Annotated in this window: 9 protein-coding genes and 3 pseudogenes; 4 read left to right on the forward strand and 8 right to left on the reverse strand. The window is 62.9% G+C overall.

Going from position 1 to position 12,741, the window contains the following annotated elements:
• Window positions 1–13: 13 nt before the first annotated feature.
• The 5 genes and pseudogenes from OMK73_RS24435 to OMK73_RS24455 form a co-directional block, all read right to left on the reverse strand.
• Window positions 14–1,175 (reverse strand): annotated as a pseudogene (locus OMK73_RS24435) (ABC transporter permease subunit).
• Between the two features lie 13 nt (window positions 1,176–1,188).
• Window positions 1,189–2,124, reverse strand: coding sequence for a branched-chain amino acid ABC transporter permease (locus OMK73_RS24440; RefSeq protein WP_267604291.1), 936 nt, complete (start codon window positions 2,122–2,124; stop codon window positions 1,189–1,191).
• Window positions 2,125–2,333: 209 nt separating this feature from the next.
• Window positions 2,334–3,539 carry a branched-chain amino acid ABC transporter substrate-binding protein gene (locus OMK73_RS24445; RefSeq protein WP_267604292.1) on the reverse strand — a complete coding sequence of 402 codons (1,206 nt, stop codon included), beginning with the start codon at window positions 3,537–3,539 and terminating at the stop codon, window positions 2,334–2,336.
• A gap of 656 nt (window positions 3,540–4,195) precedes the next feature.
• Window positions 4,196–5,157 (reverse strand): annotated as a pseudogene (gene ispH / locus OMK73_RS24450) (4-hydroxy-3-methylbut-2-enyl diphosphate reductase).
• A gap of 49 nt (window positions 5,158–5,206) precedes the next feature.
• On the reverse strand, window positions 5,207–5,704 hold the full coding sequence (locus OMK73_RS24455) for an FKBP-type peptidyl-prolyl cis-trans isomerase (RefSeq protein ID WP_267604293.1): 498 nt from the start codon (window positions 5,702–5,704) through the stop codon (window positions 5,207–5,209).
• Between the two features lie 90 nt (window positions 5,705–5,794).
• On the opposite strand from OMK73_RS24455, the pseudogene radC reads away from it, so the two are divergent.
• The 4 genes and pseudogenes from radC (at window position 5,795) to nadB (ending at window position 8,900) form a co-directional block, all read left to right on the forward strand.
• Window positions 5,795–6,467, forward strand: a pseudogene (gene radC / locus OMK73_RS24460) (RadC family protein).
• 200 nt (window positions 6,468–6,667) lie between these two features.
• Window positions 6,668–6,901 (forward strand): 50S ribosomal protein L28, encoded by a 234-nt coding sequence (gene rpmB / locus OMK73_RS24465; protein WP_006157507.1) that lies wholly within the window; start codon window positions 6,668–6,670, stop codon window positions 6,899–6,901.
• A gap of 13 nt (window positions 6,902–6,914) precedes the next feature.
• A complete protein-coding gene (gene rpmG / locus OMK73_RS24470; protein WP_006157508.1) occupies window positions 6,915–7,085 on the forward strand; it encodes a 50S ribosomal protein L33 in 171 nt (56 codons plus the stop codon).
• Between the two features lie 216 nt (window positions 7,086–7,301).
• Complete coding sequence (gene nadB / locus OMK73_RS24475) at window positions 7,302–8,900, forward strand: L-aspartate oxidase (protein WP_267604294.1); 1,599 nt, start codon at window positions 7,302–7,304, stop codon at window positions 8,898–8,900.
• Window positions 8,901–8,968: 68 nt separating this feature from the next.
• Here the strand turns inward: nadB and nadC are convergent, their stop codons facing one another.
• The 3 genes from nadC to OMK73_RS24490 all read right to left on the reverse strand — a co-directional run bounded on the left by nadC (window position 8,969) and on the right by OMK73_RS24490 (window position 12,371).
• Window positions 8,969–9,865 carry a carboxylating nicotinate-nucleotide diphosphorylase gene (gene nadC, locus OMK73_RS24480; protein WP_267604295.1) on the reverse strand — a complete coding sequence of 299 codons (897 nt, stop codon included), beginning with the start codon at window positions 9,863–9,865 and terminating at the stop codon, window positions 8,969–8,971.
• Window positions 9,862–11,019 (reverse strand): quinolinate synthase NadA, encoded by a 1,158-nt coding sequence (gene nadA / locus OMK73_RS24485; protein ID WP_267606503.1) that lies wholly within the window; start codon window positions 11,017–11,019, stop codon window positions 9,862–9,864. Before nadA ends, nadC begins: the two co-directional genes overlap by 4 nt.
• A 161-nt stretch (window positions 11,020–11,180) precedes the next feature.
• Window positions 11,181–12,371 carry an acyl-CoA desaturase gene (locus tag OMK73_RS24490; protein WP_267604296.1) on the reverse strand — a complete coding sequence of 397 codons (1,191 nt, stop codon included), beginning with the start codon at window positions 12,369–12,371 and terminating at the stop codon, window positions 11,181–11,183.
• Window positions 12,372–12,741 lie beyond the last annotated feature (370 nt).

Below are 12,741 nucleotides of genomic sequence, written 5' to 3' on the forward strand. Positions count from 1 at the left end.
GATGTCCTCCTGGTCAGAAACGGCCAACGCTGCCCGGGCGGCGGATCACCGGCCGGTCTTCCTTGCGCGGCGACGGCCACAGGCCTGCCGGGCGATACAGCATCACGCCAACCAGGGCCAGCCCGAACAGCAGCTGGCGCAGCACTTCGGCATCGACGATGGTATGGCCGAAGATCATGTTCTGCGCCGGCTCCGCCACGGCACGCAGCAGTTCCTGGAAACCCACCAGCAGGACACCGCCGAGTATCACGCCGGGAATGTGGCCCATGCCGCCAAGCACCACGATGGCGAGAATGTAGATGGACTCCCACAGCACGAACGACTCGGGCGAGACAAAGCCCTGGAAGGCGCCAAACACGGCACCCGACGCACCACCAAACGACGCGCCCATGGCGAAGGCCAGCAGCTTGATGTTGCGGGTGTTGATGCCCATCGCCTTGGCGGCGATCTCGTCTTCGCGGATGGCCACGAAGGCGCGGCCGATGCGCGAGTCTCTGCAGCCGCAGGCAGATGAACACGATGGCGATCACCAGCACCACCAGCAGGTAGTAGTACATGAACACCGGCGTGAACTTCAGCCCGAAGATCTCGTGCGTCTTGGAGAAATTGAAGCCGAAGATGTGGACCGGGTCCACCGCGGTGATCCCCTTGGGACCGTTGGTGATGTTGAGCGGGCGGTCGAGGTTGTTCAGGAAGATCCGGATGATCTCGCCGAAGCCCAGGGTCACGATGGCGAGGTAATCGCCACGCAGCTTGAGCGTAGGCGCACCCAGCAACACGCCGAACGTGGCGGCCACGAGAATCGCCAGCGGCAGCACGAACCACATGGACAGGTGCAGGCCATTCGGGAAAAGCTGGTGGATCCACTCGAACTGGTTGGCCAGGTGGGGCGAGCCCAGCAAGGCCATCATGTACGCGCCGACGGCATAGAAGGCGATGTAGCCCAGGTCGAGCAGGCCGGCAAAGCCCACCACGATGTTCAGGCCAAGCGCCAGCATGATGTAGATCAGTGCGAAGTCCAGCACGCGCACCCAGTAGTTGCCGCCCAGCGTCTGCACCAGGAACGGCGCGCACAGGGCGATGACCAGGAAGCCAAGCAACGCGGCCATGGTCTTGGCTGGCGTCTTGGTCAGCGGCGCAGCCTGCGCCGCCGAGGATGGAATCGGGGTGTTCATGGATTCTCTCTCCTTAGGCGCGTTCGGAAACCCGCTCGCCCATGATGCCGGACGGACGGAAGACAAGGACGGTGATCAGCACGATAAAGGCGAACACGTCTTGGTAGTTGGAGCCAAATATGCCACCCGTGAGATCGCCGATGTAGCCGGCGCCCAGGGCTTCGATCAAGCCCAGCAGCATGCCGCCGACCATGGCGCCCGCCAGGTTGCCGATGCCGCCCAGCACCGCGGCGGTGAACGCCTTCAGGCCCGGGATGAAGCCCATGTAGAAGTGGGCATTGCCGTAGTTGGTGGCCATCATCACGCCGGCCAGCGCGGCCAGCGCGGCGCCGATCATGAAGGTGGCCGAGATGACGAAGTTCGGGTTCACGCCCATCAGCCCCGCTACCTTCTGGTTCTCGGCGGTGGCGCGCATCGCGCGGCCGAGCTTGGTGCGGTTGACCAGGGTCAGCAGGCCCGCCATCACCATCAGCGCCATGCCGATGATGACGATTTCCTTGCCCGTGATGGTGGCGCCGGTCGAGCCGATATCGATCGGCGACGAGGGCAGCAGCTGCGGGAAGGTCAGCGGGTTGCGCGACCAGATCAGCATGCCCATCGTCTGGAGGATGATGGACACGCCGATGGCGGTGATCAGCGGGGCCAGCCGCGGCGCGTTGCGCAACGGCCGGTAGGCCACCCGCTCGATGGTGTAGGCCAGCACGGCGCAGACCGGCATGGCGATCAGCGTGGCGATCACCAGCGTGAGCCACTCCGGCAAGCCGGGGAAGAATTTCTGCAAGCCAAGTATGGCTGACAGGGCGGTCAGGGCGCCGATCATCAGCACGTCGCCGTGGGCGAAGTTGATGATCCCGAGAATGCCGTAGACCATGGTGTAGCCGAGTGCGATCAGCGCATAGATGCTGCCGAGCACCAGACCGTTCACGATCTGCTGGATAAGGATATCCATGAAAACTCCTTGCTTCCGTCCAAATTCCCTCGGCATGGTGTGGATGCCGGGGGGACGTTGATATGTTGGGTGGTTTGGTAGTGTCGTTTTCTGCTGGTAAGCGGCCTGCCTACTCCACCCATGGTAAGGATGCTGCATGTATGGCAAGGCTAAAAAACGGCACCGCAACATACTCGCGGTGCCGTTCGGATGGGCCGGTAAGCCCCGGATTACATCTTCACGACGTCAAGGACGGTCTTCTTCTTGTCCTTGTACTCGTACAAGGTGATGGTGCCTTCCTTCATGTCGCCCTTTTCATCGAAGGCGATGTTGCCGATCAGGCCCTTGTAGTTGGTCTTGGGCATCTCGGCCAGGATGGCCGCCGGCTCGGTCGAGTTGGCGCGCTTCATGGCGTCAACGACGACCATGACGGCGTCATAGGTGAACGGTGCGTAGATCTGCACCGGCGCATTGAAGCGAGCCTGGTAGCGCTTGTCGAAATCGGCGCCCTGCTCCATCTTGGACAGTGCCAGACCGGCTTCCGAGCAGATGATGTTGGACACGGCATCGCCGGCCAGCTCAGCCACCTTGTCGGTACAGACGCCATCGCCGCCAACGATCTTGGAGCTGATGCCGAGTTCCTTGGCCTGCTTGGCGAACGGGCCGCCGGTGGCGTCCATGCCGCCGTACATGATCACGTCCGGCTTCTTGCCCTTGATCTTGGTCAGAATGGCCTTGAAGTCGGTGGCCTTGTCGTTGGTGGCTTCACGCGCCACCACGTTCACGCCGGACGCCTTGGCGGTCTTCTCGAACTCGTCGGCCAGGCCCTTGCCGTAGGCGGTGGCATCGTCGACGATGGCCACGGTCTTGGCGTGCAGGCTCTTGGTGGCGTAGTTGGCCAGTGCCGGGCCTTGCTGGGCGTCGGTGGCCACCACGCGGAACGTGGTCTTGAAGCCTTGCTTGGTGTAGTCGGGGTTGGTCGACGACGGCGAGATCTGCACGATGCCGGCATCGCTATAGATCTTGGAGGCCGGAATCGATACGCCCGAGTTCAGGTGGCCAACCACTGCCACGACCTTGGCGTCCACCAGCTTCTGCGCCACGGCGGTGCCCGTCTTCGGGTCGCCCGCGTCGTCTTCGCCGACCAGCTCCAGCTTGATCTTCTTGCCGTTGATCTCCAGGCCGGTCTTGTTGACTTCTTCCACGGCCAGGCGGGCGCCGTTTTCGTTGTCCTTGCCAAGGTGAGCGATACCGCCGGTCAGCGGTGCAGCATGGCCGATCTTGACTACGACATCGCCACTGCCTGCTGCCGGCGCGGTCGCCGCGGCAGGTGCCGATGCTGCCGCATCAGCGGGCTTTTCTTCTTTCTTGCCGCAAGCAGTAACCAGCGCCACTGCGGCTGCGATCGGCAGAATCTTGGCAAACGTGATTTGCATGAGTGATCTCCTAGGATTCACATGATCAGGGTAAACCAACGCCCCCCGGACGTTTCCCCTGAACCGCCATAGTTTAGTTTCAATTTGAAACGCGCGAATTGTATTCCCTTTTTAAACGGATGCAATATGCGACGCAACAACCTGAAGGATTAACCCACCAAATGAGCTAGGGAATTTCCCCAATGCGCGCATTGGGGCAATTCCCGCCTACATGGAGGCTAGCCGTTGATACTAACAAGATTCGTGCCTACCGCGTGCCACAGGGCAGCTTTGATGCTTGCAAGTCACTCCGGCGGGCCGCGTATTAAATAGGTGTTTCATTTAATATCAACCAGCTCATTCAAATACGAGGAACGGGTGCACCGGCACCATAATAGGGAAATCCCCAATTACAGGGATTTCCCTTATTTGTCTTTTTGGACAGACAGGTATAAGGCCGTTCGCACCGGGCTTGTGCATTATCCAAGGGATGGCAGGCAATATAGGGTGCTATATCTTGGTGCAACCCTGGCGAGAGAATGGTGCGCAACGGCGTGCAACCGGTGCGACGGAGGGGTGCCTGCCGAGCGCAAACGGCAGCGCAAGCGGCAGCGCAAAAAGCAACGGCCCGCGAGAGCGGGCCGTCTTGCCAGACAATCAGGTGTGGATCACGCTGATCAGGCGGGCGTGACCTGTTGCAGGCCGCGCGGCAAGGGAAACGACATCTTCTCCTCGATCCCGTCCAGCGCGCGCACGTTGCGCGCACCCAGCAGGTGCAGGCGCGCGACGATGGCCTGTGCCAGCGCCTCGGGGGCGGAGGCGCCGGCGGTCAGGCCGATGCGGCGCTTGCCCGCGATCCATTCCGGCTGGAGCTGATCGGGCGAATCAATCATGTAGGCCGGCACGCCCAGGCGCTGCGCGAGCTCGCGCAAGCGGTTGGAGTTGGAGCTGTTGGGGCTGCCCACCACGATCACCACCTCAACCTGCGGTGCCATGAACTTCACGGCATCCTGGCGGTTCTGGGTGGCATAGCAGATGTCCTGCTTCTTGGGCTCGCGGATCAGCGGGAAGCGCGCCTTGAGCGCGGCGACGATCTCCAGCGTTTCGTCCACCGAGAGCGTGGTCTGGGTCACGAATGCCAAGCGCTCGGGATCAGCCACGTGCAGCTTGGCGACATCCGCGGAGGACTCGACCAGCAGCATGCCGCCTTCAGCCTGCCCCATGGTGCCCTCGACTTCAGGATGGCCCTTGTGCCCGATCATGATGATCTCGCAGCCCTCGGTGCGCATCTTGCCGACTTCCACGTGCACCTTGGTCACCAGCGGGCAGGTGGCATCGAACACGTTCAGGCCGCGCACGGCGGCATCGGCGCGCACTTCCTTGGAGACGCCGTGCGCACTGAAGATCACAGTCGACCCGGGCGGCACTTCCTCGAGCTCCTGCACGAAGACCGCGCCCTTGCGGCGCAGGTCTTCCACCACATAGGCGTTGTGGACGATTTCGTGGCGCACGTAGATCGGCGCGCCGTAGCGTGCAAGGGCGCGCTCGACGATCTCGATGGCGCGATCCACGCCGGCGCAAAGCCGCGCGGCTGCGCCATCAGGATCTCGGCATCGGGGGCTGTGGTGGGTTCAGACATGCAAGGATTCGACTCATGGGTGCCGGCACGAGGCCGGCCGGTGGTCTGCTTAGAGAATGCCGATCAGTTGGACATCGAACAGGATGGTCTGTCCGGCCAGCGGGTGGTTGAAATCGAACAGCGCCGACGTCGTGCCGATCTCCTTGAGCACACCGGCGTACTTACCGCCGCCGGGCGCATTGAACTCAACCAGGTCGCCCGGGGCGTAGTCCTCTTCAAATGAAGAGTTCTCGCGCAGCGTCGCCAGCGAAACCCGTTGCAGCAGCTCGGGATTGCGCGGGCCGAAGGCGTGCTCCGGCGCCAGCCGGTAAGTCATGCGCTCGCCCTCCGGCATCCCCAGCAGCGCCTGCTCCAGTGTAGGCGCGAACTGGCCTTGTCCGAGCAGCAGCGTGGCGGGCTTCTCCGCGAAGGTACTGACGATCTCAGTGCCGTTCTCCATGGAGATGCTGTAGTGAAGGGTCAGGAAGGAGTCCGCCTGCACGGTCTTGCGGCCATCCACGGTGCCGTCCCCGTCCTTCGGGCCGGAAGCAAAAGTTTGCAAAGTCATAGGTGCTCAACCAGTCAACAACCCGTATTGTAAGCGACTCGACCGAGCGCCGCCTTCTCCGCGGTGCCATTGTTCCGAGGGGATCGTGCCATGCGCATTACCGATTGGCCCAGCAATGAGCGGCCACGCGAGAAACTGCTCAGCGGCGGGGCCGCTACGCTCTCAGATGCCGAACTGCTCGCCGTTTCCTGCGCGTGGGCGTGGCGGGTAAGAGTGCCGTTGACATCGCCCGGGAGCTGCTGAATGATTTCGGCACGCTCAGCGGCCTGTTTGCGGCCGACGCGACGCAACTGGCCCGCGTCAAGGGCGTTGGCGGCGCCAAGTACGCGCAGTTGCAGGCGGCCCGTGAGCTGACGCGGCGAGCGCTGGGCGAACAGCTGCAACTGCCCGGGGCACTGGATTCCCCACGGCGGTGCGCGACTATCTGCGCCTGTCACTGGCGGGGCTGGCCCACGAAGTGTTCCTGTGCCTGTTCCTGGACGCCCGCAACCGCCTGCTGGCCAGCGAGGAGCTGTTTCGCGGCACACTGACCCAGACCAGCGTCTATCCTCGAGAAGTAGCACGAAAGGCACTTGCACATAACGCCGCGGCGGTCATCGTCGCGCACAACCACCCGTCCGGCAACACCACGCCCAGCGCCGCGGATCTCGCCATGACCCGCGCGTTGACCCGCTCCCTGGCCCTGATCGACGTGCAAGTTCTTGACCATTTCATCGTCGCAGGTAGTAACATCCACTCCTTCGCCGAACACGGCCAGCTGTGATGCAAGATGCGATGCGCGTTGTGATGCGCACCGCACGGATGCACACCCCTGAATGGTAAACGAGAGAAGGCATTGATTCACTAGTGCTTTCCGTTCTATAATGTTCGTTTGCTGAAGTCTCAACCGCTGCAGTCCGGGCCAGCGCGCCTTTTGTTGATCTGTTGCGAACATTGTCCACGTAGAAGAGTTAGGAGTGCTTCATGGCACGCGTCTGTCAAGTGACCGGGAAAGCGCCGATGGTCGGCAACAACGTTTCCCACGCAAACAACAAGACCAAGCGTCGTTTTCTGCCCAACCTGCAGAATCGTCGTTTCTTTGTTGAATCGGAAAACCGCTGGGTGAGCCTGCGCGTCTCGAACGCCGGCCTGCGCCTGATCGACAAGAAAGGCATCGACACCGTGCTCGTGGATCTGCGCGCACGTGGCGAAGTCTAATTAGGAGCACATCATGGCCAGCAAAGGCGGACGCGATAAAATCAAGTTGGAGTCGACTGCAGGTACGGGTCACTTCTACACGACCACCAAAAACAAGCGCACGATGCCGGAAAAGATGGAGATCATGAAGTTCGATCCCGTCGCCCGCAAGCACGTGTCGTACAAGGAAACCAAGATCAAGTAATTGATCCTGTCTTCCTCATGCCGATCGCGCGGCATGTCGGTAGAAACCCCGCCCAGGCGGGGTTTTTGCTTTTCGGGCCGCAAACGCCGCATTGCGCAGCCGACGCCTCTCGACGCCCTGCCCCACGCTGCTTGCTTGCCCACGCGAGCCCGCTGGCGGTGTACACTTTCCAGCTTTCCTGCCTCCCGACCGCGTGCCGCGCGCGTCTCTCGCACCATGAACTTCGATGTCGCCATTGTCGGCAGCGGACTGGCCGGTCTGACGGTCGCGCTGCAACTGGCCGACACCCATCGGGTTGTCATCATTTGCAAACGTGCCATGACGCAAGGCGCCAGCGACTGGGCCCAGGGCGGCATTGCCGCTGTCCTGGACTCGGGCGACAGCCACGATGAGCACACGCAGGACACCTTGGTGGCGGGCGCCGGCCTTTGCGATGACAGCGCCACGCGCTACATCGTCGAGCATGGGCGCGAAGCCATCCAGTGGCTGATCGACCGCGGCGTGCCGTTCACCCGCGACGACCAGGCGGAACTCGGCTACCACCTGACGCGCGAAGGCGGGCATAGCCGCCGGCGCATCATCCACGCGGCGGACGCCACCGGCCATGCCGTCGTGTCCACCCTGAGCGAGCAGGCGCGCCAGCATCCCAATATCACGATCATCGAGGACCACTTCGCGGTGGACCTGATCACTTCGCGCAAGCTTGGCCTGCCGGGCAACCGCTGCTACGGCCTCTACGTGCTGGACGACGCCAGCGGCGAAGTGCAAACCATTACCGCAACCCACACCGTGCTGGCGACAGGTGGCGCGGGCAAGGTCTATCTCTACACCACCAACCCCGACACGGCCACCGGCGACGGCATCGCCATGGCCTGGCGCGCGGGCTGCCGGGTGTCGAACATGGAATTCATCCAGTTCCACCCGACCTGCCTGTATCACCCCTACGCCAAGTCCTTCCTGATCTCGGAAGCCGTACGTGGCGAAGGCGGCCTGCTGAAGCTGCCCGATGGCACCCGCTTCATGCCGGAACATGACGAGCGCGCCGAACTGGCTCCGCGCGACGTGGTGGCGCGCGCGATCGACTTCGAAATGAAGAAGCGTGGCCTGGATTACGTGCACCTGGACATCAGCCACCAGCCCGAGTCCTTCCTGCGCGAGCATTTCCCGACCATCCATGCACGCTGCCTGGAACTCGGCATCGACATCGCCCGCGAACCCATCCCGGTGGTGCCGGCGGCGCACTATACCTGCGGCGGCGTGGTGACCGACACCGCTGGCCGCACCGATCTGTCCAACCTCTATGCGGTGGGCGAGACCGGTTGCACCGGCCTGCATGGCGCCAACCGGCTGGCCTCCAATTCGCTGCTCGAATGCATGGTGATCGGGCGCGCCGCGGCCCTCGACATTGCCGGGCAGGACAAGGCTGGGCAACCGGACATCGCGCTGCCCCAGTGGGATGAAAGCCGCGTGGCGGATGCCGACGAGGAAGTCGTCGTCTCGCACAACTGGGACGAGTTGCGCCGCATGATGTGGAACTACGTGGGCATCGTGCGCACCAGCAAGCGGCTCGAGCGCGCCCAGCACCGCATCACCCTGTTGCGCGAGGAGATCGCGGAGTACTACGCCAACTTCCGGGTCACCCGCGACCTGCTGGAGCTGCGTAACCTGGTGGAAGTCGCCTCGTTGATCGTGGATAGCGCGTATTCGCGCCATGAGAGCCGCGGCTTGCACTTCAGCCGCGACTATCCGGAGACGTTGCCGAAGGCGCTGCCAACGGTCATGCAGCCGGAGTTCAAGCGGGAACGGGCCAAGTAAGCCTCGCTGGCCTCTCGCCATAAAAAAGCGCGCCTTGGCGCGCTTTTTATGCTCCGGGCCGATCTTGCCTACTCGATGATCCGCAACGAATAATCCGTCGCGCGCACATCCTTGGTCAGCGCCCCTACCGAGATCCGGTCCACCCCGGTTTCGGCGAAAGCACGGATGGTGTCTGCATTGACGCCACCCGAGACTTCCAGCAAGGCACGCCCTGCATTGATACGCACGGCATCGCCCATCATCGCCTCGGTAAAGTTGTCGATCAGGATCGACTTCGCGCCAGCCGCCAATGCCTCTTCCAGTTCGGCCAGGCTTTCCACCTCGACCTGGACCGACACACCCGCATCCAGCGCGGCCGCTGCCTGCATGGCAGCGGTGATGCTGCCGGCCGCCGCGATATGGTTTTCCTTGATCAGGATGCCGTCGTACAACGCCAGGCGCTGGTTGTCGCCACCACCGACCCTGACCGCGTACTTCTGCGCCAGGCGCAGGCCCGGCAATGTCTTGCGGGTATCCAGCACGCGCGCCCGGGTGCCTTCGACCAGGTCGGCATAGCGGCGCGTGGCGGTTGCTACGCCGGACAACAACTGCAGGAAATTCAGCGACGGCCGCTCCCCGGTCAACAGCGAGCGGGCCGGGCCAGTGATCTCGCAGACCACCGAGTCCGGCGCCATGCGAGCGCCTTCGGCCTGCTGCCAGTCGACCTGAAGGGCAGGATCGACCGCGCGCATGCACGCCTCGAACCACGGCTGGCCGCACAGCACGGCTTGCTCGCGCACGATCACGCGCGCCCGCGCCGGCTTGCCGGCGGGCACCAGCATGCCGGTCAGGTCGCCGCTGCCGACATCTTCGGCAATAGCTGCGCTGACATTGGCCTGGAGCGCCTCGGCGAGCGCCGGGCCATAGCTGTCGAAAATAGCGTTCACGCTCGAATTCACGGAATTCACGTTTGGATTGCTGCTCATGCCGGGCCGATTCCCTTGAACAAGGCCTGCTCGCTGGCCAGGTCGGCCTTGGGCCGCACATTGGCCTTCTGCTGCGCGGCGAAGTCGAGCATGCGGTCGATGCAGGTCACGGCTTGGCGGCCAATATCCGCGTCGACATGGATTTCGTTATGACCGTTCTCCAGCACTTCGGCCAGGTTGGTCAGTGCGTTCATCGCCATCCAGGGGCAGTGCGCGCAACTCTTGCAGGTGGCGCTGTTGCCGGCGGTGGGGGCTTCGATGAAACGCTTGTCGGGCGCTGCCAGGCGCATCTTGTGCAGGATGCCATTGTCGGTCGCGACAATGAACTCGCGGGCGTCCAGTTCCTTTACCGCGGCGATCAGCTGCGAAGTCGAGCCCACCACGTCGGCCTGCTCGACCACATTGGCCGGCGACTCCGGATGCACCAGGATCTTGGCGTTGGGAAACTCGCGGCGCAGCAGGTCCAGCTCGATGCCCTTGAACTCGTCATGCACCAGGCAGGAACCCTGCCACAAGAGCATGTCGGCGCCGGTCTGCTTCTGGATATAGCCGCCCAGGTGCTTGTCCGGCGCCCACAGGATCTTCTCGCCACGCGCGTGCAGGTGCTCGACGATCTTCAGGCCGATGCTGGAGGTCACCATCCAGTCGGCGCGCGCCTTCACGGCGGCGCTGGTGTTGGCATAGACCACCACCGTGCGATCGGGATGCGCATCGCAGAACGCGGCGAATTCGTCGGACGGGCAGCCCAGGTCTAGCGAGCAGGTTGCGTCGAGGTCGGGCATCAGCACGGTCTTTTCCGGGCTGAGGATCTTGGCGGTCTCACCCATGAAGCGAACCCCGGCCACCACCAGCGTCTTGGCCGGATGATCACGGCCAAAGCGCGCCATCTCCAGCGAGTCCGACACGCAGCCGCCGGTTTCCTCGGCCAGGTCCTGCAGGTCGGAGTCGACGTAATAGTGCGCTACAAGCACCGCATTACGTTGCTTCAGCAGAGTCTTGATGCGCGCTTTGAGCGCCGTGCGCTCCTGTGCCGACAGCACGGGAGGCACTTTGGCCCAGGCGTGGGCGACACAGCTGCCGCCTTCGGGGGACTCCGTCGAGAGGTTCGGCTTCTCGAACTCGACGGCTTTGATCGTTTGGGGGTCATCTCCGATACTCCTCTTGGACAGCGCGCCTCGGATACCGCTTGGTATCCCGCTATCGCCGCTGGCCCTGATATTGGGGGAGTTTAGCGAAAACAAAAGCCCCGCCAGTGGCGGGGCTTTTGGGCGAGCTAAATTGTATCAGGCCACGCCAGCTCGGGCATCAGCCCGCATCAGGCATAACGGCGCAGGCGCAGCGAGAAATCGTGCAGTGCCTGGATGCCGCTGGCCTCGGCGCGGTGGCACCAGGCCTGCAGCTGCGCCAGCAGCTGTTCGCGCGTCAGGTTGGAGCGGCCCCAGATCGCGGCCAGCTCGCGGCGCATTTCCACGAAGGTATGCAGCGATTTGTTCTGCTCCACGATGCTGGCCAGTTGCTGGCGCTGCGGATCGGCCAGCTTGGCTTCTTCGCGGTGGAACCACTTGCGAGCGGGCTTGAAGCTGCTGTACTCGGCCACACGGGCCTCCTTCAGCTTTTCCAGTTCCTGCTTGTAGGCGCTCTTGACCGCCTTGGCATAGCGCGCCATCACGTCATAGCGATTGGCAATGATGGCTTCCAGCGTGTTGTGGTCAACCGGGCGGGCATCCACCAGGCGAGCCTTGGGCGGGGTCTTCTTGACCTTGGCCAGGCCGACAGCCTGCATGGCGCGGATGTAGCCCCAGCCGATGTCGAACTCGTACCACTTGATCGAGAACTTGGCCGACGTCGGGTAGGTGTGATGGTTGTTGTGCAGTTCTTCGCCGCCGATGATGATGCCCCACGGCGAAACATTGGTCGAAGCGTCCTCGCAATCGTAATTGCGATAGCCCCACCAGTGGCCCAGGCCATTGATGATGCCGGCGGCGTGGATCGGGATCCACAGCATCTGCACGGCCCATACGCTCAGGCCGATCACACCGAACAGGGCGACGTCGACGATCAGCATCAGGCCAACGCCTTGCCAGCCAAAGCGCGAGTAGACATTGCGCTCGACCCAGTCGTCCGGCGTACCATGACCGAACTTGGTGATGGTCTCCTTGTTCTTGGATTCGGCGCGATACAGCTCCGCGCCTTCCAGCAGCACCTTCCGGATGCCGCGGGTCTGCGGGCTGTGGGGATCGTCTTCGGTCTCGCACTTGGCGTGGTGCTTGCGGTGAATGGCGGTCCACTCTTTGGTGACCATGCCGGTGGTCAGCCACAGCCAACCACGGAAGAAATGCGAAACGATAGGGTGCAGATCCAGCGACCGGTGCGCCATGCAGCGGTGCAGGTAGATGGTCACGCCCGCGATGGTGATGTGCGTCACCACGAGGGTGTAGATCACGATCTCCCACCAGGACCAGTTGGCGAGGCCATTAGCGGCCCAGTCAAGAATAGTGTCGAACAAACTGTTCTCCGTCGATTAAACAGGGGCATTCAGTGCGGCGCGACAAGGCGAGCCGCAAACAAGGTGCAGAAAAAGGCCTGCAAATTCAATGATTGCGTCATATGGCGCCTGCCTGAAACCCCGGCACTCGCCGGAGCCCCCAAGGCATGCGCGTCTGGCGCCTTGGGCAAAACTGCTGCCTGCGGCGGGACTGGACACGAGCCGCTGCAATCTGGCGGCTGTCTGGTGGGGGCGGGAGGTCGAACAAAGTCATCCGAACGAAACGCGCCTTTCGAATGAACCCGCAACTACCTAGGATTCTACCGGAACCGCATCGAGCGGACATCCGCTTTTTCCCTCAGTTTGATGTTAAGCAACACGGATTGTTCCA

Source organism: Cupriavidus sp. D39 (assembly GCF_026627925.1).
Taxonomy (GTDB): Bacteria; Pseudomonadota; Gammaproteobacteria; order Burkholderiales; family Burkholderiaceae; genus Cupriavidus; species Cupriavidus ulmosensis.

Coding starts and splice junctions, on each gene's coding strand:
- OMK73_RS24455 (WP_267604293.1), bottom strand. CDS start 5,704: ATGACTTTGCAAACTTTTGCTTCCGGCCCGAAGGACGGGGACGGCACC.
- rpmG (WP_006157508.1), top strand. CDS start 6,915: ATGGCCAGCAAAGGCGGACGCGATAAAATCAAGTTGGAGTCGACTGCA.
- nadC (WP_267604295.1), bottom strand. CDS start 9,865: ATGAGCAGCAATCCAAACGTGAATTCCGTGAATTCGAGCGTGAACGCT.
- nadB (WP_267604294.1), top strand. CDS start 7,302: ATGAACTTCGATGTCGCCATTGTCGGCAGCGGACTGGCCGGTCTGACG.
- OMK73_RS24440 (WP_267604291.1), bottom strand. CDS start 2,124: ATGGATATCCTTATCCAGCAGATCGTGAACGGTCTGGTGCTCGGCAGC.
- OMK73_RS24445 (WP_267604292.1), bottom strand. CDS start 3,539: ATGCAAATCACGTTTGCCAAGATTCTGCCGATCGCAGCCGCAGTGGCG.
- rpmB (WP_006157507.1), top strand. CDS start 6,668: ATGGCACGCGTCTGTCAAGTGACCGGGAAAGCGCCGATGGTCGGCAAC.